This is a genomic window from uncultured Exiguobacterium sp., assembly GCF_964277885.1.
In the GTDB taxonomy this organism is placed as follows: Bacteria; Bacillota; Bacilli; order Exiguobacteriales; family Exiguobacteriaceae; genus Exiguobacterium_A.
Genome location: NZ_CAXYJR010000005.1, coordinates 1768737 through 1792469 on the forward strand (window position 1 = coordinate 1768737; position 23733 = coordinate 1792469).

The following is a 23733-nucleotide window of genomic DNA, read 5'->3' on the forward strand; positions in this document are numbered from 1 at the left end:
AAAAATTGCGCCTTGTCTTCAATCTGAAGACGACACCTGAATGGGATCGTCTCCTCATCTTAATCACATGACCCGTTTGAATAACTTCTCGAGTTCATACGTTGTCCATTCGATGATGACCGGGCGTCCGTGTGGGCACGTGAACGGCATCTCCGTTTTCGCTAGATCGTCAATCAATCGGCGCATCATCTCATCGTTCAACGGATGATTCGCCTTGATTGATTTTTTACATGCCATCATGATGGCAGCGTCCTCCCGGTACGTCTCAAGATCGATTTTTCGCTTCATCAAGGCTTCATCGAGTAATTCCTGAATCGTCTCTTCCTGCCGATGGGACGGGAACCAGGTCGGAACTTCTCGAACGATAAAACTTTGTGGACCAAATGCTTCAAACTCGATACCGACGTCTTTTAGCAATGGCAGGACCTCATCCATCCGTTTCATATCATCCGACGAGATTTCGAACGTATACGGCAAGAGCAATTGTTGCCTCTGTTCCGGTGGTCGACCGAACATGACCTTATACGTCTCGTATTTGATTCGTTCCTGTGCTGCATGTTGATCAATCATATACATCCCGTCTTCCCCGGCACAGACGATATAGGACGAATGAAGTTGACCGATGACGTCGAGATGCGGAAAGCGCGGACGCGCGGCTGGTTCCTCAATCGGTTCGACAAAGTCTTGCTTGACCGGTGCGATGGGCTCGAATAGATCATCCTCGTTGCTAAACGGTAATGATTTCTCGACAGGTGATCGATCGTCTTCTTGCGGCTTTTTCGGAATCGGATAATTCCAGACCGCTCGCGATGACGTCTCTTCGACTGGTTCCGCGACATAAGAAAAATCGAGTTTTTCTTGGCTACTCGGATCTTTTTTTGGTTTCGGTGGCGTCACTTTCGGAATCAGTGTCTCCCGGCTGAGCGTCATCTTGATCGTCTCCTGAATCAACTGGCAGAGCTCCATCTCTTTTGAAAGACGGACTTCTCGTTTCGCCGGGTGAACGTTGACATCGATCAGGAGTGGATCCATCGTCACCTCGATGACTGCAATCGGATACCGCCCGATCGGCAAGAGTGTATGGTAACCGTTCAAGACCGCTTGCGTCAGAGCGAAGTTTTTGACCGAACGTCCATTGAGAATCAACGTAATGTAATTCTTCGAGGCACGGGTCACTTCCGGTTTGACGAGATGACACGTCAATTGATAATCGGCATTCGCGCCCTTGGCGACCAACGTTCCTTGAATCGTTTGATGACCGTAGACACTCGCCAGCGCTTGCCGGACGTCTCCTGATCCGTTCGTCTGGATCAACGTCTTTCCTTCATGGGTAGCCCGAAGTTTGACGTCTGGATGAGCAAACGCCATCCGGTTCAGCACGTCCGTGATCGCCGCAAGTTCTGTATGCGTCGTCTTCAAATACTTCAGCCGTGCCGGTGTATTGAAGAAGAGATGCTCGACCGTCAATTCCGTTCCTCGGTTCATTGCTGCTGGTGTCCGTTCAACGACCGTCCCGTACTCAAGCGTCACCTGAATCCCTTCCGCATCCTCACGTTTCGTCTTCAACGTCACTTTACTGACGGACGCAATCGAGGCAAGTGCTTCTCCGCGGAATCCGAGTGTCTTGATCCGGAACAAGTCATGCTCGTCCTTGATCTTACTCGTCGCGTGACGGACGAAAGCCAGTTCAGCGTCATCCGGATAAAAGCCATGCCCGTTGTCGCGGATCGTCATCCGTTTCATTCCGGCTTCTTCGAGTTCGACATCGATTTGGGTCGCACCGGCATCAAGTGCGTTCTCGACCAATTCCTTGACGACCGATGCCGGGCGTTCGACGACTTCTCCCGCCGCGATCCGGTTCGCTAAACTATCGGATAATTCACGAATGATTCCCACTGCATTCTCCTCACTTTCTTGCTTCGGCTTGTAGGCGGTACAGCGTATTCAATGCTTCGAGTGGCGTCATATTGATTAAATCAAGACTCGCCATCGTCTCACGCAGCGGATCCGCTTCTGAGAACAGACTGAGTTGATCAACCGGCTCCTCCTGAACAGGAGCTTTGACAGGTGCTACGACCGGAACAGGCTCTGCCTGCTCGAACTCGGACAAGAGGACTTGCGCCCGCTCGATCAGACTATCCGGTAAATCAGCTAACCGCGCGACATGGATTCCGTACGATTGGTCGGCTTTTCCGTCGCGTACTTCATGCAAGAAGACGACACGCCCATCTTGTTCAACGGCACGAACGTGAACATTCGCTAATCGATCAATCGATTCTTCAAGCACCGTCAGTTCATGATAATGAGTCGAAAATAGCGTCTTCGCCCCAACGTGCCGGGCGATGTGTTCAACGATCGCTTGTGCGAGTGCCATCCCGTCGTACGTCGAGGTCCCGCGACCGATTTCATCTAGCAGGATCAACGACCGGTCCGTCGCACGCGTCAAGGCTTCTTGTGTCTCGACCATCTCGACCATGAATGTCGACTGTCCACTGACGAGGTCATCTGCCGCCCCGATCCGCGTGAAGATTTGATCGAAGATCGGCAGTTCCGCTTGAGCAGCTGGTACGAACGAGCCGATTTGATGCAATAAGGCGATCAAGGCGAACTGTCGCATATAGGTCGATTTACCAGACATGTTCGGTCCAGTGATCAACAGCATCTCGCGTCCTTCGTTTAAGGTAATCCCGTTCGCGACGTATTCACCTCGCGGTAAAACTGTTTCGATGACCGGGTGACGTCCTTGCTGAATATCAACCGTTCGTCCCGTCGTCGTGATTGGTCGGACGTAGTCATGCGTCTCAGCAATCTCAGCCAGTGCGACGAGGACGTCGAGTTCTGCGATCCGGCGACTGACCCGTTGTAAGCTTTCGATGTGTCCTTTGACTTCATCGCGCACCCCGCAGAAGAGATCGTACTCGAGTGTGACACTCTTCTCTTCCGCACCAAGGATCAACGCTTCTTTTTCCTTCAGTTCCGGTGTGATATAACGTTCGGCATTGGCAAGTGTCTGCTTCCGTTCATACCGTCCTTCCGGCAACAGCTTGGCATTGGCACGTGAGACCTCGATGTAATAACCGAAGACGCGATTGTAGCCGATCTTCAACGTCTTGATACCGGTTGCTGCCCGTTCACTGGCTTCAAGTGTCGCAAGCCATGTCTTGCCGTCTTTTGAGGCGACGAGTAACTCGTCGAGGTCTGCTGAATAACCAGCCTTAATCATTCCGCCCTCTTTCGTTGAGATCGGTGGGGCTTCAACGAACGCACGATCGAGTAGATCGCTCAACTCATCGTGCGGATCAAGTCCGAGACTGAGTTGACCGAGACGTTCACTCATCATCTCCTCAAGCGCTGATTGAATGCGGGGAATCAGCCGTAACGTCGACTTCAATTGAACGAGGTCGCGCGCAGACGCTGTTCCATACCCAACTTTCGCGACGAGTCGCTCGAGATCATAGACTTCGCGTAACGTATCTTTTAGTTGTTGACGCTCGAAATAGTGTTGCAACAGTTCTTCAACGGCGTCGAGCCGTTCCGTGATCACGCGTTCCGATAATAACGGTTTTTCTAACCACCGTTTCATCATCCGTCCACCCATCGCTGTACCTGTCACGTCAAGCAGACCAAGCAACGAACCCTTTTTATCTCCTGTCCGTGCCGAGCGAACGAGCTCGAGATTCTTGACCGTATTCGGCTCGAGTTGCATGAAGTCGCTCGCTTCATAGACGACAGCAGGTTGTAGATGTGTCAACGCTCGTTTTTGTGTATCGTGCATGTAGGCATAGAGCACCGCAAAGGCTTCCGCTTGGGCTGTATCAATCGCACGGTCGCCGTGCGGATGCGTCTCGCGCCGTGAACTACGCGTCAGTGGAATCCGTAAGTGTGCGAGTGCTGTCTCATGTTCTTCTGTCGTGACGATGATTTCCCGTGGCAGGATGATGCTCAGTTCCTTGACCACACCGTCGAGTGTCGCAACGCTTGTCAAGGCACTCTCACCTGTCGAGACATCTCCGCGAGCAATCCCAAAGCGACCGTCCTGTTCGACGACCGCGACTAAGTACCGATTCTCTTTTTCCGTCAAGGCGGACATCAACGTTCCCGGCGTGATGACTTGGATGACTTCGCGTTTGACGAGTCCTTTCGTCAACTTCGGATCCTCGACTTGATCGCAAAGTGCCACTTTATAACCACGCTCGATCAACTGTTCGATGTAGCCGTTCGCTGCGTGATGGGGCACGCCGCACATCGGAATCGGATGTTCCGCGTTCTTGCCGTTTTTCGCCGTCAGCGTCAACTCCAGCTCATGGGCGACCTTTTTGGCATCCTCAAAGAATAATTCGTAAAAATCTCCGAGCCGATAAAACAAGAAGGCATCCGGATAGTCCGCCTTGATCGAGAAGTATTGTTTCATCATCGGAGTGTTGTGTACTGCTTCCATTCTTCCACCTCATTCGTAGAAAAAGCCGACGGATGTCCGTCGGCTTTTCGTTCATTTCGTGATTAGTAGCCGCAACCGCCGCTTTTGTTTTCTGCTTCCATGCCGCTACCTGTCTTACCAGCGAGAACATCTCCGTCCGTCGCTTCGATGATTTGATCCGTAATCCCGTTCGAGATCGTCACCGTGATGTATTGGAGAAGTCCGTTGACTTCTTCTTGTGTTTCTTGGAACTGTTGGACGACAGGCATCTCATCGAGCTCAGCGAACAATTTATCGAGCTTCGCTTCGACACGTGCGAGTGCTTCTGTTTTGCCGTAATGTTGGCAGTTGACTGCCTCTTTTTGAAGGAACTTGATTTGTTTCATCATCTTTTGGACTTTTTCATTTCCATTGATGTTGGCTTCTGCCGCTTTAAATCGTTCTACTTCCGGTGTCTCTGAAATCATTTTGGCGATTTCATTGGCTTTTTCGATGATTTGTTCATCTGTATACATCCACATTCGTCCCCTCTATCGTTAGCGAACACGTCGCTTCCCTTAGCATTCTGAACGATTCCTCGTTCTGTCGCATTCATTATACCGTTCTCGCGATAGAGTGACAAGAATAGTTCCTTATTCAATCGAACGCCATAATAGATAGGCGGCGTGACTGCGGAAAGGGGCAAATTCCTCTGCCAGTCGCGTCGCTTCTTCCACCGTCGGTCGGTAACCGAGCAACCGTTCGAAAGCCCGTAATATCCCGATGTCTGATGCCGGAAAAAGGTCCGGACGACCGTACCCGAACATCAGGACATTTTGGACTGTCCATGGTCCGACGCCTTTCAGTGCAATCAACGTCTCAGCGATTTCTGCATCGTCGGCTGACATCAATGCATCATAATCAATCGCTGCTGTCGCTACACCAAGCAGATAATCAACTTTACGTCCTGATAGTTGCAGAGCAAGCAAGTCTTCGCGACGCGCTGCCGCTAATTGACGCGGTGTCGGCGGAAGGATGATCCCGTCCTTGACCGTTCCGAATGTTCGAAAGACACGTTCCGTCAACGTATGGGCAAATGAGAGATTGATCTGTTGATGAATGATCGAGCGAATCAAGGCCGTGAACGGTGAATGATCAAGCACGAGTCGTTCATCGCCGAACCGTTCGACGATTGCATGTAACGACGTCGCCTTGAGACGCTGCGCAGGATTCGGTTCATTGAGTCGAAAGCGCCGATTGAGTTGCGTCAGCACCGCTGTTTGCGGTCCTGAACCGTCAATCCGTAACGTATAACCATCGATGGCTTCCATCATCGTGATGTATGCCTGATCGTTGACGAAGACTGGAACGACGAGTCGCCCATCCTGTTCGATTTGTAACGGGTCTTCCGTCAAACGAGACACGATTCCTTTAAAATCAAATGCTTCCGACAATGTCACATCATATGTCCATCGGCTCATCCGACGAACACCTTGATCGCACCGAGAATCAAACCGATGATAAATCCGCACAATGCTCCGTTGACCCGAATCCATTGCAAGTCACTGCCGACCTTATCCTCGATCATATGAATCAGTGTCTCCGTATCGAACCGGTTTAAGTTCTCGCGGACGAGTCCACCGATTTTTTGGTGATTTTGTTCGACGAAACGAACGAGTTGCTCCTTCATCCATTGATCACTGCTATCTTTGAACGTCGGATGCTGTTCCCAGTCGTCTAAAGCGCGCGAAAGCATCGGCATCGCCCGTTCCGTCCAGAAGGCATCTGACGTCAAGTAGCGTTCGAGTTCGATCAAACCAGCATCATACGCGCGTTCAATGACCGGAACGAAGTCAAACCGGTCGACCTCGCTTGCCTTCCAAGCATCGATTTTCGCTAGACGCTCTTCATCAATCGACAACTGTGCCAAGTTACGACGCAGATGATCAAGAATCGCTAAACGATTCGGGTGATGGACGTGTCGCATATCTTGAATGACCGTCAACAAGACACCTTGAATGACAAGACTGAGTTTTTCTTCTGAATAGACTTTTTGGACGGTTCGCGCCGTCACCCGCAAGAATGTATTCTTTTCTTGGTCGATCATCGCCGTATAGGCAAGGCGCCCAATCTGATCGCGGATGACGGGGTCTTCGAGCAGACGTTGCCCATAACCGAGTAGCTGATCCATCAGCCACTCGTCGAGTCGACGTTCCTCATTTAACTCCATCGCTCGGACAGCTAGCCGTTTTGACGGATACGCTTTGATCGTCTCCGTCACCCGTGTATTCGCAAACTCAAGAATCGCCTCTTTCGGTAATTTCCGGATCAGACCGACCAATAGTTCGGTAACGGTCGCTCGAAAAGCAGGCAGAACGAGAATCGAACGTAAGATTTTGATGACACGATCTGCGAGCGTCATGTGCTGGAGTTTCGCGACGATACTCTCTTTATTGAGCAAGTCCGTCTCGAGCATATGAACGATTGATTCGATGACCCGTTCCCGATTTTTCGGCAACAGGTTCGTATGGGGAATCTTTAAGCCAAGCGGATGGCGAAACAACGCCGTGATCGCGAACCAGTCAGCAATCCCACCGACGAGTCCGGCTTCAAAACCACTCTGGAGCCAAAAGACCCACGCATTTTCTTTAAATGGCAATGAGACGACGAATCCGACCGCCATGAAAATCAACGAGACGGTCGCAAGCCGCCGTGTCGATGTTTTAGGTTGTTCAAGTGATGACACATCGTTTCCTCCTTCAACTGAGTCACTTATCTACCTTACGAACGGGACAAGGATTAGGTTTCGACACGAAAGAGCCCCAGTCATCGACTGGGACTCCCTATGTACTTAAAACGTGTATTCACCAAAACGGTCGCCATCCCATGTCGCGGTTGCCGTTGAGACAAAATAGACCAGTCCGTTGCCGAATGTATTTTCCATTAATGACACGAGTTGTTGACCATTCGTCTGCTCGACGAACGCCAATCGGACTTCCTCTTTCCCTTGATAAATCCGTTCGTAAACGCTTAAACCGCGTGCATTGAGAAACGTACGCGCCGACTCGAATTGAATCGGACCGACTTCAGGTCGTCGTTCCTGAATGAACGACTGACATTTTTGCTCGAATGTCTCCATGGTTCTTCACTCCTTCTCTCTTTCTGTTCATGGATATCATGTTCCCGACTCTTCCTCATCATAATCCTCAAATGTGAAAAAAGCGACAGATGCGTCGCTTCTTTCATCATTTTACGATGATTTCTCATAATCTGACATCAAACTGTCGGGCAACATGAATCGCGGACGTCGTCGCCCCGATCGTCCCGGCACCCGGAAAGATCGTGTCGCCGATTGCAAAGAAGTGATCAATGCCTGTTCGAAACGGTGCTGCGAACAAGAGACTCGTACTCGGACGTTGCGGATATCCCCCGACTCCACCGTCCGGACGGAACGTATAGCGAACCCACGCACCGGGTCCACCCGGATGACGTTCGATTGCCTGTTGACGGAAACCTGGAAACTGTTGTTCAAGAATGGCTTCGAAGATTGCCGACATCTTCTCGACTTGTTCGTCGTAGCGTTTCCGGTCCGTCTTATCGAACGTACCAATCGGAACATGGCATGACATCGTCAGCGTCCGCTGACCGGCTGGTGCACGTAACCGGTCATCCGGACGAGAGAGAGAGATGAAGGCATGACCTGAAGGTAGGGACGGATCATGGACTTGCCGGAATGCTTCGTCAGACAAAGTGATCGACTCTGGTATCGCCGCATAATACGTAAAGGTCGCCCATTGCTGTAGCTTTTCCTGTCGCTGGTACGTCCGTCGTAACGTTCGTCGCATATCCGCGCTGACGATTTCTCGGATGCCTTCAAGCGGAACCGCACAGATGACAGCATCAGCAAGCGTCAAGCGCCCGCGACGGTCCTCGATCAAGAACCCATCTGGTGTCTTACGAATCGACGTGACTTTTCGCCCAAGGAGACAAGTCGCTCCGCTCGCCTCGGCTGTCTCTTTCAATTGCTCAGCCAGCCGGTATAATCCGCCCGGAACATAATAGGCACCTTCATGATAAATCGATAAGGCGACAGCCCCTAGCAAAGCTGACGCCTCCTGCCCTGTCTGCATGCTGTCGAGTAAGATCCCGTCGATCACTTGTGCGAACAACGTATCCGCTAGTTGATGTTTTCGTAACAGATGACCAATCGTCAGCGGAAAATACGGTAAGAGGACGACACTTTTCGCATGTCGAACTAACCGCCTGACATCAGCTAAATCTTGAAGTGGCAATGCCGGCAGTTCTGCCATCAATGGTCGAATCGCCTCGTGTATCTGCTCGATTTCAGCAAAGAACGCCCGAATCGACGATGCTTGCTCCGGAAAATGTGACGTCAATTCGGCTAGAAATGCATCGCGATTTTGATAATAATGAATCAATCGTCCTTCGATGCGAATCGTCATGACGACATCGAGCGACTCGACTTGGTGCGTCACTCCGAGATGATCGAGCACACGGGCATGAATACCACCCGGTTCAAATCCCATCCCAAGGGTCGCTCCAACGGGATACGTCAAGTCCCGGCGTGTGAACTTCCCGGCTGATCCTCCCCATTCACGGCTTCCCTCGAGTACCGTAACAGCATGTCCTTCTTGTGCGATCAATGCCGCAGCCGTTAGACCGGCAATTCCTCCGCCGACGATGACGACCTGTTTCATGATGGTTCCTCCTCCGTGACTTGATTTTCTTTAAACAGGAAATTGCGAATTTCGCGGAAGACCGGCTCCCGGCGATGAATTGTGAAGTGATCATATTTGTATGATTTCGTCTGGATGTTATCCGTAAACTTCTCGAGTGCAAACGAACTCTTTAGCGAAATCAGATTGAAGTCGCCTCCTTTGGCACCAAATGAATAGACGAGTACGTCGCGTGGCCACGTCTCAAGCCTTTGGGTCAGATTGTTCATCGCTGGTGAGCCCTTCGCAAGATCGCGGATCGCAGGACTGTTCGTATTCGTGCCGAGCGGCGCGAGCGTCAAGCCGAGTTTCGCGTAATCGGAGCCGGCGATCGGTGAGTCGAGCGTCACGACTTTTCGGACGTGATACGGCATCTCCTCTTGGACCGTATAGGCGACGACATCGACACCACCCATGCTGTGCCCAACGAGCTGAATATCGGAAAAGGTCGCTTTTTGTTTCGCATCGTAAGCGGCAATCGCCGCATTCAACCACTTTTGCTGATCGGCAAGACTTGCCTCATCATCGGCGAAGACGATTCGGACAAGTGGGTATCCGGTCGGCGAGGGGTTGACGCTACAGGTTGCTTTCCCGGAACGAGTCACGTCACATCGACCACCATCATCGGCGACTTTTTTATTCGTGAAGTTTTGAATCATCGGCACGAACGTCCGCTCCGTCCCGAATAGACCGTGGACGAGGAACGTCGGTACGATTTCACTCTTTCCTTGCGTGACGATCTGACGCGTTGGTGGCGGGGCACTTGACGTATCTTCCGCGAACACCCACCACGCGCCTCCCCCGACGATCAAACAGACGAGGAGCGAGATGCTAATCGTCTTCAACTGTTGCCTGCGCAAACGGCGGACACGGTGAAAGACCCAGTAGAGGAATAATCCGACGCCGATTAATAACACGATACCGGTAATGATCCAACCTGTCGGATTCGGTACATACGCAATCAACTGTAGCTGGTTGGCTTTCGTTCCGTATAATTTCCATGACACATCATGGTAATTCGACCAGTCGATCTTTTCTCCATTTTGGAGACCAATCACTTTCGGACCGTGGAGCTTGATTTCGATATCGGCTTGACGGATATACCGGTCTGCGAGTTTCTTGACCTGTCCCGTCGGTTGATAGCCTTTGATATTCAAACGATCGATACTGAGATCGATGTTCGTATCCAGTCGATACGTATCAAACCAAAAACCATCCGATTTTTTCATGTCGAACTTCGTATCGGGTGGAATAAGAATCCCTCCGATACCTGTCTTCCATTCGTCCTTGATCGACGTCATGTCCTTGAAGTTTGCGAATGTCTTCTGCATCCGGATTCCTTCATAGTCATCCTTCGTCTTGAACGTTTTCGCCGCATAGCCATTCTTTTCTGCCTGTTTGACATAACTATTCCAGTTCGGATTTAGATTCAGTAAACGCGCTACTGGGTGTTCCTTTGCGGCATATGTCGTCTTTAAGGTGACACTCTGATCGGTATGGATCGTCGCATCATATTGGATGCGAATACAACCCCCAAGGAGCAGCGTCAGCATCAAAAATGAGAGCAAAATCCCTTTCTTCTTCGTACTCATCAGGTCACATCCTTTCCTCATCTGTTATTCCCTATCTCGCAAAAGTAAAAACGGTCGACGTTGATTCTTTCGCCCGTGACGCACTTCAGGCAGCGGATCGCTGATCCGCTGCCTGAAAGTATGCGGACGCATTTCGTCCGTGATCGATATCAACCGATCAAGTTTAATTCACGACCGACTTTTTCAAAGGCTGCAAGTGCCGTCGTTAAATCTTCACGCGTATGTTCCGCCGTCACGATCGTCCGGACACGTGCTTTTCCTTTAGCGACCGTCGGGAAGGCGATGCCTTGAGCGAAGACACCTTCTTGACGTAAGCGGTCCGACAATTCGTGGCAACGTGCTTCATCCCCGACGATGACCGGTGTGATCGGCGTCGTCGACGTACCGATGTCGAATCCAAGATCACGGAGTCCTTGTTTAAAGAATTCCGTGTTTTCCCAGAGACGATCGAAAAGTTCCGTCTCTTCCTCCATGACGCGGAGCGCTTCACGGTTCGCTTCGACGACCGCTGGTGGATGTGATGTCGAGAACAAGAACGGACGTCCTTTATGGATCAGATAATCTTTGACATGCTGTTCACAAGCGACATATCCACCGAGGACACCAATGGCTTTTGAGAGCGTACCGACCTGCAGTGCAACACGCCCGTCAAGACCGAAGTGATTGACCGTACCGCGTCCCGCTTTCCCAAGCACACCTGACGCATGGGCATCATCGACCATGACGAGTGCATCATAACGCTCGGCTAATTCAACGATCTCTGGAAGTGGTGCGATGTTTCCATCCATCGAGAAGACACCATCCGTGACGATGAGGCGCGTCCGCGCGTCTTGTGTTTCTTGTAAGGCCGCTTCAAGATCCGCCAAGTCGACGTGTTTATAGATCCGGCGTTTCGCTTTCGTCAGACGAATCCCATCGATGATCGAAGCGTGGTTCAACTCATCCGAGATGACGACGTCTTCCGGACCGAGCAGTGCTGATAAGACACCGAGATTCGTTGCGAATCCCGACTGGAAGACAAGTGCTGCTTCCGTGTGCTTGAATGTCGCAAGTTCCCGTTCGAATGCTTGGTGCATCTCGAGTGTTCCGGCAATCGTCCGAACGGATCCTGTTCCAGCACCGAACGTGCGCGCTGCTTCCGCTGCTTGTTCAGCGAGACGCGGATGTGCGGCGAGTCCAAGGTAGTTGTTCGACGACAGTTGAATGAGTTCCTTCCCGTCGATCGTCACGCGGTTATGTTGCGCGCTCTCAAGTGCTACGAGGTTGCGGAATGTGCCCGCCTGTTTCATCTCTTCTAGTTCTGTCCGTAAGTGTTCAAATCCCATTAATTCGTCCCCCTTGGTTGTAATACGACTTTCCCGCATTTCCCTTGACGCATCAATTCAAATCCTTCTTCGAACCGCTCTAGCGGCAACGTGTGTGTGATTAACGGTCGGACATCGACTTTTCCGCTCGATAAGAAAGCAGAAACCTGGCTCCATGTCTCATACATCTTCCGACCCGTGATTCCTTGGACCCGGACACCTTTGAAGACGACGTGGTTCGTCAAATCGATTTCAACCGGTTTGACCGGCAGACTGAGGATGTTGACGTCTCCACCTGCTGTCACCATCTCGAAGGCTTGACGAATCGCAACCGGATGACCACTCATCTCACAGACGACATCAATTCCATCTCCGTCCGTCATGCGCTCGATCCGCTCCAAGACATCGTCATGACGTGAATCGATGACGACATCCGCCCCCATCGTCCGCGCGAGTTCAAGACGATACGGATTGACGTCGATCGCAACGACTTCCGCCGCACCAGCTGCTTTAGCGACGGAGACTGCCATCAGACCGATCGGTCCACAACCGACGATTGCGACCGTTTTCGCACTGACATCGCTCGCGAGTACCGTATGGACGGCATTGCCCATTGGCTCTTGGATCGAAGCGATTCCTGCTGGCATATCTTCCGGGTTGACCCAAAGGTTTTCTTCCGGCATGACGACGTATTCCGCAAAACAACCTTGTGTATCGACACCGATGATCTTCGTGTTCTTACAGATGTGATATTGACCACGAAGACATTGTTTACATTGATGACAGACGATATGCGTCTCCGCCGAGACACGGTCACCGAGCTTCAAGCGTTTCGTGCCTTCTCCAAGCTCGACGACTTCGCCCGAGAACTCGTGACCGAAAACATACGGCGGATTGACACGTGAGGCTGCCCACGCGTCCCACTCATAGATATGAACGTCCGTTCCACAGATCGATGTTGCCTCGACTCGAATCAAAACTTCCCCACGACCGGGTACGGGTACCGGTACTTCTTTCAGTGCCGCACCGAACCCGCGTTCTTCTTTGACGAGTGCCCGCATTGTTTTCGTCGTTGCCGTCTCTTCTACCGTCGTTACTAATTTCGTCATCTTTCCCCGACTCCTTCGCGGAAGTTCACGTTTATTTATATGTGGCGAACTTCCAAATGTTTAGCATCCCCAAAAAACCAAACACATCTTTCCTCTATCTTACATGAATTCTGCTGCCAGTTTACCGAATGTTTCTTCGTTTAACTCAAGATCCGCATATGCGAGACCTGATTCTTGATAGCCGTCGATTTGTGACTGGTAATCAGGACGTGCTTCATCCTGATAAATCAATCCCATGACGAGTCCGTCATGAGCATGAACGGTTTGTTTCGCAAGATCCAAGTTCGACGGATCGTATCCTTCGATGTCGGACAGCTTCGTCAAGTTCTGTTTGAACCAATCGTACGTATTGACCTTGTTGAACGTGACACACGGACTGAAGACGTTGATGAAGGCAAACCCCTTGTGTGCCGTCGCTTGCTCGATCAGTTGCGTCAAGCCCTTCAAATCGTTCGAGAAGCTTTGGGCAACGAACGTCGCACCAGCCGTCAAGGCAAGTTCAACGGGTGAAACACTCTTTTCGATCGACCCTTTTGGCGTCGATTTCGTCTTGAATCCAGGTGCAGAAGTAGGTGATGTCTGTCCTTTCGTCAAACCGTAAATCTGATTGTCCATGACGATGTACGTCATGTCGACATTACGTTTGAATGCATGAATCGTATGTCCCATGCCGATTGCAAATCCATCACCGTCGCCACCAGACGCGATGACCGTCAATTCGCGGTTCGCCATCTTAACACCTTGGGCGATCGGAAGAGACCGTCCATGAACGCCGTGGAAGCCATACGTATTGATGTAACCGGAAATCCGACCAGAACAGCCAATCCCGGAAATCAATGCCAATTCTTCTGGTTCGAGCCCGACGTTCGCGACAGCACGCTGAATCGCTGCTTGAATCGAGAAGTCTCCACACCCTGGACACCAGTTTGGTTTGACATCATTTCTAAAATCCTTAAAGGTTGCCATGATATACCCCTCCTACGACCTGCTCGACGACCTCTGCTGGATAGAACGGGTCGCCATTGAATTTCAGGATATGCTCGATCTTCGATGCATGTCCACAGTTCATCTGGATCAGCTTCGCCAGTTGTCCCGTTGCGTTATACTCGACGACGATGACTCGTTTTGCCCGCTCTAAGTGCGGCGTGACGAGCTCACTTGGGAACGGATGGACTTGACGGATATGCAAGTGATCAACCTTGATTCCTTGTGCTTCGAGTCGTGGCATGATCTCTTCGATCGTTCCACGTGTCGAGTTGAAACCGACGAATAAGATATCCGGTTCTGCATGATGCTCCGTTACGAGAACGGCATCCTGTAAGCGGAACGTGTTCAGCTTACGAAGTCGCTTCGTCATTTGATCGACCCGGTTCTTCGTCGCTTCCGACGGGCGCCCTTCCTCGTTGTGCTCAACACCCGTTACGTGATGAATTCCGTGCTTAACGCCTGGAATGACACGTGGGCTGATCCCATCTTCCGTCACTTCGTAGCGTTTGAAGTACGCTTTTCCTTCAAGTTCCGGTAAGTCTTCCTGGATCAACTTTCCGCGACGGATTTCAACGCGTGACATATCCGGTGGCTCAACCGATTGTTTTCCGAGCGACAGCATCAAATCCGTCAATAGAATGACAGGGCATTGATACTCCTCTGCGATATTGAATGCTTCTGCTGCATCGTAGAACGCTTCTTCTACCGTTGACGGTGCCAGAACGACCTTCGGAATCTCACCATGCGTGCTGTAGATCATCGCCATCAAGTCCGACTGTTCCTGTTTCGTCGGTAGACCGGTTGACGGACCACCTCGTTGTGTATCGACGATGACGAGCGGTGTTTCGGTCATCCCGGATAACCCAATCGCTTCCGCCATCAATGACAATCCTGGACCAGCAGATGCTGTCAAAGCACGGACACCTGCATAGTTGGCCCCGATTGCCATCGTGACTGCTGCCAATTCGTCTTCCGTCTGGACGACCGTTCCGCCGAACTGTGGCAGTTTCTTGATTAAGTATTCCATGATCTCAGATGATGGTGTGATTGGGTAAGCTGCCATCAGACGCGCTCCACCGGCGATTGCACCAAGGGCGATCGCATCGTTTCCGATCATGAACATCCGTTGTTTTCCGTCCGCCGGTTCCAAGACGAACCGTTCGCCCTCTCCTGCAAGTGCTTCGAACGCTGCTGCGCCTTCACGAATCGCTGCTAAGTTTTTCTCGACCATGTCTGGTCCTTTTCGACCGAAAATCTGTTCGACGACGGCTTGGAAACGTTCCGGTGCAATGCCGAGAATCGCACTCGATGCACCGATCGCGACCATGTTCTTCATCAAGGCCGTACCGAGATCAGCTGCGATCTCCGTAAATGGAATCGCATACAAGGAAGCGCGTGCTTCGTCCGGATTCGTCGGATTGAATTTCGCATCCGCGATGATGATGGCACCTTGACGCAATTCGTGGAAGTTAACATCAATCGTCTCTTGATCGAACGCGACCAAAATATCGAGATCATCGGAAATCGTCCGGACTTCCTGTGTCGCGACACGAATCTTATTGTTCGTATGTCCTCCCTTGATACGTGACGAAAAGTGACGGTAACCATACAGGTAATAGCCGAGTCGATTCAAGGCAATCGCAAAGATTTCGCCTGTTGATTCGATCCCTTCTCCCTGCTGACCGCCAACTTTCCATGATAACTGATTATACATCGACGTTCGCTCCTTCTCTGTCCCCTGAAATGATAGTTCTCTCTATCCTCCCTCATGATACCGATTTACCGGAAGTAGTACAATGCTCCCTCGGTGGAAAGGTGAGAAAATTTCGAAGGCGCAGCAAAAAGACCATCTACTCCAGTCGAGTAAATGGTCTACTTGCAAATAGGACCTATGTCCAATTCGTTATCGTGGTTCGATGATGAGTTTGATGGCGGTTCTCTCTTCCCCATCAATCAAAATGTCTGTGAAGGCTGGGATACAAATCAAGTCGATGCCAGAAGGCGCCACGAATCCGCGTGCGATGGCGACGGCTTTGACAGACTGATTGAGCGCTCCCGCACCAATGGCCTGAATCTCGACGGAACCTCTCTCTCGAATGACACCCGCGAGTGCACCTGCTACCGCGTTTGGATTCGACTTAGCTGATACTTTCAGGACGTCCATGCGTGTACCTCCCCATCCAGAAATGGCAATCAGTCGAAGAATACTGACTGATCCGTCAGATGAATCCGTTCAATCTTCGTTGCTTTTTTGGTTGTGTCATCGATATGAATCAAGACTCCATTAAGTTGTTCCCGTCCTTCGGCAACTTCAAACCGTGTTGGGAGCTGTGTCTTGAATTTTCGTAGGACATCTTCCTGGCGCATTCCGAGCACGCCGTTCAGCGGACCTGTCATCCCGACATCCGTGATGTAAGCTGTTCCTCCGTCAAGGACACGCTCATCTGCTGTCTGGACGTGCGTATGTGTGCCGACGACAGCTTGTACTCGACCGTCGAGGTGATAGCCCATCGCAATTTTCTCACTCGTTGCTTCCGCATGGACATCAACGAAGATGGCATCAACTTTTCCTTCGACTTCGGCAATCAGCGCGTCAACTGTTCGGAAGGGATCACCGAGTGGTGGTAAGAAGACCGTTCCTTGGACGTTGATGACGGCAATCTTTTTATTGCCTGCTTTAACGATCATCATCCCACGACCTGGCGTGCCTTCCGGATAGTTCGCCGGACGGACGATTCGATCCGCGTCGTCGATCCAGTCAAAGATGTCGCGGTTATCAAACGTGTGGTTCCCCATCGTGATTCCGTGGAATCCGAGTTCAAGGAATTGATGATAGATCGACTTCGTGATGCCGCGTCCGTGTGCCGCGTTTTCGCCGTTGACGAGCATGACGTTCGGGTTGTACTTCGCTTTCAGGCGTGCTGTGAATTGTTGCAGGATGTGTCGACCGGGTGCACCGACGACGTCTCCGATGAATAAAATCTTCATTGCTGTTCCTCCGTTCATTAAAAAAAGTGGCGGTCGCCCGCCACTCCACTTATTTCGCGTATTCGACTGCTCGTGTTTCCCGAATGACCGTGACCTTGATGTGTCCCGGATAATCGAGTTCTTCTTCGATTTTTTTCCGGATGTCACTCGCCATCTTGTGAGCCAGTACATCATCGACGACGTCAGGTCGAACGATGATACGGACTTCACGACCCGCTTGGATCGCAAATGATTTTTCGACACCGTCGAACGATTCCGAGATTTCCTCGAGGCGTTCGAGACGGCGGATATAACTTTCGAGTGTCTCTTGACGTGCACCTGGACGAGCAGCAGATAATGCATCCGCAGCTGCGACCAAGACGGAAATGACAGATGTCGCTTCCGTATCCCCGTGGTGGGACGCGATCGCGTTGATGACGGTTGGATGCTCTTTGTACTTCGTACCGAGCTCGACTCCGATCTCAACGTGACTGCCTTCGACTTCGTGGTCGATCGCTTTCCCGATATCATGCAGAAGACCCGCACGCTTCGCAAGCGTGACATCTTCTCCAAGTTCAGCTGCCATCATACCTGCAAGGTGGGCAACCTCAAGTGAGTGATACAGGACGTTCTGTCCGTAACTCGTACGGTACTTCAAGCGACCGAGAATTTTGACAAGGTCCGGATGAATGCCGTGGATTCCGACATCATACGTCGCTTCTTCCCCGATTTCTCGAATCCGCTCGTCGACTTCACGACGGGATTTGTCGACCATCTCTTCAATACGGGCCGGGTGAATCCGACCATCCTGAACCAATTTCTCGAGCGCCATTTTAGCGACTTCGCGACGAATTGGGTCAAAACCAGACAAAATGACGGCTTCCGGCGTATCATCGATAATCAAGTCGATCCCAGTCAAGGTCTCGAGCGTACGGATGTTGCGGCCTTCCCGTCCGATGATCCGACCTTTCATCTCATCGTTCGGTAAGTTGACGACCGATACAGTCGTCTCTGCGATATGTTCAGCGGCGAACCGTTGAATCGCAAGTGACAAGATGTTACGTGCTTTCTTGTCGGCTTCTTCTTTTGCTTTTTGTTCGATTTCTTTTTGAAGAATGGCTGCGTCATGTAAAGCAGCCTGTTTCGTCTCATCCATGATGATCGTTCTTGCCTCGTCTTGCGATAAGTTCGCGACGCGGACAAGCTCTTGACGTCCCTGTTCATACAGGTCCTCTACTTTGCGCTCTAGTTCTTCAGCTTGATGCTTCCGTTTTGCGATCTCTGCATCACGTGTATTGATTTGATCTTCCTTACGGTCGATAGCGTCAACACGGCGATCGAGTGTCTCTTCTTTCTGGAGCAACCGGGCTTCTTGTTTCGCTAGCTCTTGGCGACGTTCACGCAATTCTTTTTCCACTTCGTTACGAAGTTTGAATGCTTCATCTTTCGCTTCGAGTACTGCTTCTTTTTTCGTTGCCTCAGCTGATTCACGCGCACGTTCGACGATTTTGTTCGCTTCCGTTTCTGCGCCTTGAATTTTCGCTTCTGCAATCGATTTCCGCAAGAAGTAGCCTACGATGAATGCGATCAGCAAAGTGAGGAGAAGTATGACAATCCAAGTCAGTGTACTCATGGGTTCACCTCCCCTTTGCAAGGTGTTTCTTAGTTCATTTCGGTATTTCATCGAAGCTGTCTAAAAAACGTACATCTATATTGTAAGGATAGCACTCGTTCATTGTCAACGAACGGACGGGAAAGAATTCCACTGTTTCCCTCTTTTACACTAAAAAAGAGAGGATTCGCATGCGAATCCTCTCTGAAACGGTTTATTCAGCAAATAGATCTTCTGGTTGTTCTGCTTCGAAATCAACCGGCTCTTCGCGATCGACGAGACCGTGATGTTCACGAATCAAACGTTCGACCTCTGCTGCGACTTCCGGGTGCTCGACCATGTATTGCTTCGCGTTCTCACGTCCTTGACCGAGACGCTCTGAGTTGTACGAGTACCATGCACCACTTTTTTGAACGATATCGAGATCTGTTCCGATATCGATCAACTCGCCGACCTTCGAAATCCCGAGACCATACATGATGTCGACTTCCGCTTGTTTGAACGGAGGTGCGATCTTGTTTTTGACGACCTTAATCTTCGTTTTGTTACCGACGACGTCCGTACCGTTTTTCAATGCTTCCGCACGACGCACTTCTAAACGAACAGACGAGTAGAATTTGAGTGCGCGACCACCTGGAGTTGTTTCCGGGTTACCGAACATGACACCGATTTTTTCACGAATTTGGTTGATGAAGATGACGATCGTCTTCGATTTATTCGTTGCACCAGACAACTTACGAAGCGCTTGGCTCATCAAACGTGCTTGAAGACCAACGTGTGAGTCACCCATCTCGCCTTCGATCTCTGCTTTTGGTACGAGTGCCGCAACAGAGTCGACGACAAGAATATCGACCGCACCAGAACGAACGAGTGCTTCCGCGATTTCAAGTGCTTGTTCCCCAGTGTCCGGTTGTGACAAGAGGAGCTCATCGATGTTGACTCCGAGTTTGTTTGCATATGCTGGATCAAGCGCGTGCTCCGCATCGATGAATGCGGCTTGTCCGCCTTGTTTTTGAACTTCTGCGATTGCGTGAAGCGCAACCGTCGTTTTACCTGACGATTCAGGTCCGTATACTTCGATGACCCGTCCACGTGGGTATCCACCTGCACCTAGGGCAATATCTAATGTAATCGATCCAGAAGAGATTACTGATACCTTCTGATCCGCATTTTCTCCGAGTTTCATGATAGAACCTTTACCGAACTGTTTCTCTATCTGGCGTAACGCCATCTCAAGTGCTGCTTTACGATCACTCACGTAGCAGGCCTCCTTTTAATTATCTTACTGAGATTATTGTACTTCTTTTGAGACCGAATGACAAGCATTTTACGAACATTTATTCGCATACTTGCACTTTGACCATTTTTCTCACTCTGGTGCTTTTTCGAGATGTTTCAGTAGAAGGAAATAGGTATCCTTGACGGCGCGCAGTCGAATCATGCCTCTGTCGAACGATGGATATTGCCATTCGACGATCCGTGTTCCGTGCGCGTCCGCGACAGCACAATAGACCGTTCCGACCCCTTTTCCACTGTTACTCGTCGGACCTGCTTCCCCCGTCAAGGCGACAGCGATATCGGATTGATACAGCTCCCGCGCCCCTTCAGCCATCGCGATCGCGACCTCTTTACTGACAGCAGTATGCTCTCGTAATAAATCCTCTGGTACCGATAACACGGCTTGCTTCGCAGCATCATCATAGACGACGGCGCTCCCGCGTAACACTTGACTCGCACCGCTAACATCAACGAGACCACTCGCGACGGCTCCTCCCGTCAGTGATTCGGCGAGCGAAAGTGTCAATCCTGCTTCTTGATACCGTTTCAGGACGACTTCCGGCAGACTCGTCTCGCCATACCCATAAAAGTACATGCCGACTTCAGCAAGAACGTGTTGTTCGAGTTCATCGAGCATACGGTCGGCTTCTTGTTGATCGACTGCTTTAGCCGTCAGGCGCAACCGGACTTCAGCGAGCTCTGCATAAGGGGCGACCGACGGGTTGGTCGCTTCCTTGATCAACGTTTCCAGGCGGTCGTTTAAAGCCGACTCCCCGATTCCGAAGAAACGGAGTGTCCGGGAACGAATCGTCTCCTGACCGAAGAGATGACTGAAGTGATCTTTGAGAATTTGCTTCATCTCACGCGGTACACCGGGTAAGACGATATATTGATGATGCTCCGTCTGGACCGACATACCGGGAGCAAGCCCAGCATCATTGCGTAAAACCGTCGCGCCATCGATGACGAGAGCTTGTTTTCGTTCGTTAATTGTCATCTCCCGTTGGCGTGTCTTCAAGAATCCTTCGATTCGCTCGTACGCCGCTTGATCGAGAATGAGATCACGTCCGAGAAGATTTGCGAGCACCTCTTTCGTCAAGTCATCCTCCGTCGGTCCAAGACCTCCTGTGATGACAAGGAGATCCGCCCGTTGTTGAGCCTGACGGAATGTATCCTGCATCCGCTCGCGGTTGTCACCGACGACTGTATGATAATGAACGTCAATTCCGGCACTGGCTAACCATTCGGAAAGGTACTGTGCATTCGTGTTGGCGATTTCTCCAAGGAGAAGTTCGCTTCCGACTGCGATGATTTCTGCTTTCATGTTGATTCCTCACCTTCTTGAAGTATAAGAAAAGACTGTTCGGTATGACGAACAGTCTAAATTGATCCAACTTACATGGATTTCGTAATTAACTTGATGTTTTTAGCGAAATATTCGACACCTGAATAGATCGTCAGGATGAGAGCAAGCCACATCGTGATATCAGCGAATGGAATACTCCACATCGCAAAGACGATATCGTGCAACAAATACGCTGCGATTGATGTCAACTGGACCCAAGTCTTTGCTTTCCCAGAGTTTCCGGCAGCAAGGACGATGCCTTCGTCAGATGCGACAAGACGAAGACCTGTAACAGCAAACTCACGACATAGGATGATGACGACGATCCATGCCGCAACGAACTCAAGTTCCACGAGGTAGACGAGCGCAGCAGCGACTAACATCTTATCAGCAAGTGGATCCATAAATTTTCCAAAGTTCGTTACTAGTTTTTGTTTACGGGCGATATACCCATCGAGCCAGTCCGTCAGTGAAGCAACAAGGAAGATGATGGCTGCAACGAAGTGTGAGACGGGAAGTTCAGCTCCCAGTACATCCCACTGTCCCCAGTTCGGATCAATCGCAAGTACGATGACGAACACGGGAATTAATAAAACGCGTAATACCGTCAATTGATTCGGTAAGTTCATGTAACGCCCTCCTCCTTCATTTCATATGTAGATGAACATGCCATCTAAAAGAAGGCACGCCGGATTACGGCGTGGCTACTTTCTTCAGATAGATGTTTTGGACGAGAAGCGAACGGTTCAGTTTCAGTTCTTGGTCATTGACGACGATTTTATCAATCCCTTTAATCGAACCGATCCGGATCCGGATCAAGTCCGTCTTCGCGTCCTTCACGACGATCGGATTCGGATCCGACGCGTTGATGTGATCTGGCGCGAGTGCTTCTCCTTCAAGAGACGTATCACGCACACCAACGAATGGTGACGGAGAGGCATCCTTCTTGATTTGAATCGAGACACTCATCGTATCTTTCGTTGCGACTTCATAGGTGACATCTTGACCAGATGTCGACTTCGCAGCAATTGCCTCTTTTTTAGACTCTTTTTTTGTTTCTTCTTGTTTCGCCGGTTCTTCCTTCGGCTTTTCTTCTGTCTTCGCAGGCGCATCCGTCTCTTTACTCGGTGCGTCTCCTTGATCAATCGTGACATCGTTTTGCTTTGGTGCGGACGTTTTCGCCTCTTCGTTACCGTCGAGGAACATCTGAAGTCCATAATACAAGGCAGCACCAATCGCAAAAATCAGTACGATGATGATGATGTTCGGAATCCAGCGTTTCGCAACACTTTTCTTCGGTGCACTTGATTTCGAATACGTCGCGCGTCGTGACAATTCGACGACCGGTTGTGCTTCCGGTTCTGGAAGATCACGCTTGTAGGTCGTAAAGACTTCATCGACGTCAAGACCGAGTGCTTCCGCATATGTCTTGATGAAGGCCCGGGCGTAAAAAGCGCCTGGTAATTGATCATAGTTGCCTTCTTCAATCGCGACGATATAACGTTTTTGAATCTTCGTCGTCGTTTGAATTTGTTCGAGAGAGACGCCTAGCGCCTCCCGTTGTTCCTTTAAGTAGGTTCCGAGCTCGGTCATCGGTAACACACCTTCCATTTTTCATACTTATTCAAAGTTGAACCAATCATTTCCCCCATGGGAACGAGGCAGTTCAGTCACAATGATTTCTTCAGTCGTGTTGCGTAATTCAATGATGTAATCAAAATCATCCCACGTATATTCACTTGATTTGACGAACGCATCCGGATGTTCAACGATTTTCGTCGCCGGTAAACGCATGACCTCTCGTAAAATCTGCCAGTGCCGTTCATCGAAATTCCGTTGCGACACCAAGGCATCGATGATGTAGACATAATCCCCAGTCCGTTCATCATCGAACAACGACGTTCGGACCGTCTGTTTGATCAACGTCGAAGAGAGGAACAACCATTTCTTGTTCGCACTGACGCTTGCAGCGACGATTGATTCCGTCTTCCCGACTCGTGGCATGCCGCGGACACCAATCAACAAGTGTCCATCCTGTTTACACAGCTCTGCCATGAAATCGACGAGAATCCCTAAATCTTCCCGAACGAAGCGGAACGTCTTTCGTTCATCACTGCTTTGATCAATATAACGACCGTGACGAATCGCGATTCGGTCACGCAGTTTTGGTTTTCGTAGTTTGATGACCTCTATGGTTGACATCGTCTTGAGAATAGCAGCGAGTCGTGGAATTTGATCCGGTTGTTTCGTTTGGAGCAACATACCGCGTCGTTGATGATCGACACCATTGATCGTCACGATCGAAATATGTAACATTCCCATCAACGAAGCAATGTCCCCGAGTATACCGGGACGGTTGACCTTTAATTCATATTCGAGATACCATTGCTCGAACTCACTCACGCGC

20 protein-coding genes are annotated in these 23733 nt (G+C 50.6%); all 20 read right to left on the reverse strand.

What is annotated here, in order from left to right:
- Positions 1–63: 63 nt before the first annotated feature.
- On the reverse strand, positions 64–1896 hold the full coding sequence (mutL, locus tag ACHWTJ_RS11130; protein ID WP_394679724.1) for a DNA mismatch repair endonuclease MutL: 1833 nt from the start codon (positions 1894–1896) through the stop codon (positions 64–66).
- Between the two features lie 10 nt (positions 1897–1906).
- Positions 1907–4438: a DNA mismatch repair protein MutS gene (gene mutS, locus ACHWTJ_RS11135; RefSeq protein WP_394679725.1), complete on the reverse strand. Its 2532-nt coding sequence runs from the start codon at positions 4436–4438 to the stop codon at positions 1907–1909.
- Positions 4439–4500: 62 nt separating this feature from the next.
- The gene (locus tag ACHWTJ_RS11140; protein ID WP_023467714.1) at positions 4501–4938 is read right to left on the reverse strand and encodes a RicAFT regulatory complex protein RicA family protein; all 438 of its coding nucleotides are present in this window, start codon (positions 4936–4938) and stop codon (positions 4501–4503) included.
- Between the two features lie 111 nt (positions 4939–5049).
- On the reverse strand, positions 5050–5877 hold the full coding sequence (locus tag ACHWTJ_RS11145) for a DNA-3-methyladenine glycosylase family protein (protein WP_394679726.1): 828 nt from the start codon (positions 5875–5877) through the stop codon (positions 5050–5052).
- Complete coding sequence (locus ACHWTJ_RS11150) at positions 5874–7142, reverse strand: DUF445 domain-containing protein (protein WP_035398181.1); 1269 nt, start codon at positions 7140–7142, stop codon at positions 5874–5876. Before ACHWTJ_RS11150 ends, ACHWTJ_RS11145 begins: the two co-directional genes overlap by 4 nt.
- 105 nt (positions 7143–7247) lie before the next feature.
- The gene (locus tag ACHWTJ_RS11155) at positions 7248–7535 is read right to left on the reverse strand and encodes a hypothetical protein (protein ID WP_029341204.1); all 288 of its coding nucleotides are present in this window, start codon (positions 7533–7535) and stop codon (positions 7248–7250) included.
- 124 nt (positions 7536–7659) lie between these two features.
- Positions 7660–9114 (reverse strand): phytoene desaturase family protein, encoded by a 1455-nt coding sequence (locus ACHWTJ_RS11160; RefSeq protein WP_394679727.1) that lies wholly within the window; start codon positions 9112–9114, stop codon positions 7660–7662.
- Positions 9111–10724: an alpha/beta hydrolase gene (locus ACHWTJ_RS11165; protein WP_394679728.1), complete on the reverse strand. Its 1614-nt coding sequence runs from the start codon at positions 10722–10724 to the stop codon at positions 9111–9113. Before ACHWTJ_RS11165 ends, ACHWTJ_RS11160 begins: the two co-directional genes overlap by 4 nt.
- Before the next feature lie 149 nt (positions 10725–10873).
- Positions 10874–12049 (reverse strand): glycine C-acetyltransferase, encoded by a 1176-nt coding sequence (locus ACHWTJ_RS11170; RefSeq protein ID WP_023467709.1) that lies wholly within the window; start codon positions 12047–12049, stop codon positions 10874–10876.
- Positions 12049–13137, reverse strand: coding sequence for an L-threonine 3-dehydrogenase (gene tdh, locus ACHWTJ_RS11175; RefSeq protein ID WP_294742512.1), 1089 nt, complete (start codon positions 13135–13137; stop codon positions 12049–12051). The genes ACHWTJ_RS11170 and tdh overlap by 1 nt, the downstream gene beginning before the upstream one ends.
- Before the next feature lie 99 nt (positions 13138–13236).
- Positions 13237–14103, reverse strand: a complete 867-nt coding sequence (locus tag ACHWTJ_RS11180) for a 2-oxoacid:ferredoxin oxidoreductase subunit beta (protein ID WP_294742514.1) — start codon at positions 14101–14103, stop codon at positions 13237–13239.
- Entirely contained in the window at positions 14090–15838 is a 1749-nt protein-coding gene (locus ACHWTJ_RS11185; protein WP_035398188.1) for a 2-oxoacid:acceptor oxidoreductase subunit alpha, read from the reverse strand. The genes ACHWTJ_RS11180 and ACHWTJ_RS11185 overlap by 14 nt, the downstream gene beginning before the upstream one ends.
- A gap of 189 nt (positions 15839–16027) precedes the next feature.
- Positions 16028–16288 (reverse strand): stage V sporulation protein S, encoded by a 261-nt coding sequence (locus ACHWTJ_RS11190; protein ID WP_023467705.1) that lies wholly within the window; start codon positions 16286–16288, stop codon positions 16028–16030.
- Positions 16289–16317: 29 nt separating this feature from the next.
- Positions 16318–17112, reverse strand: coding sequence for a TIGR00282 family metallophosphoesterase (locus tag ACHWTJ_RS11195; protein WP_023467704.1), 795 nt, complete (start codon positions 17110–17112; stop codon positions 16318–16320).
- Positions 17113–17161: 49 nt separating this feature from the next.
- On the reverse strand, positions 17162–18724 hold the full coding sequence (gene rny, locus ACHWTJ_RS11200; RefSeq protein ID WP_023467703.1) for a ribonuclease Y: 1563 nt from the start codon (positions 18722–18724) through the stop codon (positions 17162–17164).
- 193 nt (positions 18725–18917) lie between these two features.
- On the reverse strand, positions 18918–19961 hold the full coding sequence (gene recA / locus ACHWTJ_RS11205) for a recombinase RecA (protein ID WP_023467702.1): 1044 nt from the start codon (positions 19959–19961) through the stop codon (positions 18918–18920).
- A 111-nt stretch (positions 19962–20072) separates the two neighbouring features.
- Positions 20073–21305, reverse strand: coding sequence for a competence/damage-inducible protein A (locus ACHWTJ_RS11210; RefSeq protein WP_294750072.1), 1233 nt, complete (start codon positions 21303–21305; stop codon positions 20073–20075).
- Between the two features lie 71 nt (positions 21306–21376).
- Positions 21377–21955 carry a CDP-diacylglycerol--glycerol-3-phosphate 3-phosphatidyltransferase gene (gene pgsA, locus ACHWTJ_RS11215; RefSeq protein WP_294742526.1) on the reverse strand — a complete coding sequence of 193 codons (579 nt, stop codon included), beginning with the start codon at positions 21953–21955 and terminating at the stop codon, positions 21377–21379.
- Positions 21956–22019: 64 nt separating this feature from the next.
- A complete protein-coding gene (locus tag ACHWTJ_RS11220; RefSeq protein WP_294742528.1) occupies positions 22020–22919 on the reverse strand; it encodes a RodZ family helix-turn-helix domain-containing protein in 900 nt (299 codons plus the stop codon).
- A 27-nt stretch (positions 22920–22946) separates the two neighbouring features.
- On the reverse strand, positions 22947–23729 hold the full coding sequence (locus ACHWTJ_RS11225; RefSeq protein ID WP_023467698.1) for a DUF3388 domain-containing protein: 783 nt from the start codon (positions 23727–23729) through the stop codon (positions 22947–22949).
- Between the last annotated feature and the right edge of the window lie 4 nt (positions 23730–23733).

Excerpts from the sequence above, each read along its gene's own strand:
- ACHWTJ_RS11170 (WP_023467709.1), bottom strand. The coding sequence starts at position 12,049 with ATGGGATTTGAACACTTACGGACAGAACTAGAAGAGATGAAACAGGCG.
- ACHWTJ_RS11190 (WP_023467705.1), bottom strand. The coding sequence starts at position 16,288 with ATGGACGTCCTGAAAGTATCAGCTAAGTCGAATCCAAACGCGGTAGCA.
- ACHWTJ_RS11165 (WP_394679728.1), bottom strand. The coding sequence starts at position 10,724 with ATGAGTACGAAGAAGAAAGGGATTTTGCTCTCATTTTTGATGCTGACG.
- ACHWTJ_RS11155 (WP_029341204.1), bottom strand. The coding sequence starts at position 7,535 with ATGGAGACATTCGAGCAAAAATGTCAGTCGTTCATTCAGGAACGACGA.
- ACHWTJ_RS11210 (WP_294750072.1), bottom strand. The coding sequence starts at position 21,305 with ATGAAAGCAGAAATCATCGCAGTCGGAAGCGAACTTCTCCTTGGAGAA.
- pgsA (WP_294742526.1), bottom strand. The coding sequence starts at position 21,955 with ATGAACTTACCGAATCAATTGACGGTATTACGCGTTTTATTAATTCCC.
- ACHWTJ_RS11180 (WP_294742514.1), bottom strand. The coding sequence starts at position 14,103 with ATGGCAACCTTTAAGGATTTTAGAAATGATGTCAAACCAAACTGGTGT.
- tdh (WP_294742512.1), bottom strand. The coding sequence starts at position 13,137 with ATGACGAAATTAGTAACGACGGTAGAAGAGACGGCAACGACGAAAACA.
- ACHWTJ_RS11185 (WP_035398188.1), bottom strand. The coding sequence starts at position 15,838 with ATGTATAATCAGTTATCATGGAAAGTTGGCGGTCAGCAGGGAGAAGGG.
- ACHWTJ_RS11160 (WP_394679727.1), bottom strand. The coding sequence starts at position 9,114 with ATGAAACAGGTCGTCATCGTCGGCGGAGGAATTGCCGGTCTAACGGCT.
- ACHWTJ_RS11145 (WP_394679726.1), bottom strand. The coding sequence starts at position 5,877 with ATGAGCCGATGGACATATGATGTGACATTGTCGGAAGCATTTGATTTT.
- rny (WP_023467703.1), bottom strand. The coding sequence starts at position 18,724 with ATGAGTACACTGACTTGGATTGTCATACTTCTCCTCACTTTGCTGATC.
- ACHWTJ_RS11220 (WP_294742528.1), bottom strand. The coding sequence starts at position 22,919 with ATGACCGAGCTCGGAACCTACTTAAAGGAACAACGGGAGGCGCTAGGC.
- ACHWTJ_RS11140 (WP_023467714.1), bottom strand. The coding sequence starts at position 4,938 with ATGTGGATGTATACAGATGAACAAATCATCGAAAAAGCCAATGAAATC.
- mutS (WP_394679725.1), bottom strand. The coding sequence starts at position 4,438 with ATGGAAGCAGTACACAACACTCCGATGATGAAACAATACTTCTCGATC.
- ACHWTJ_RS11195 (WP_023467704.1), bottom strand. The coding sequence starts at position 17,112 with ATGAAGATTTTATTCATCGGAGACGTCGTCGGTGCACCCGGTCGACAC.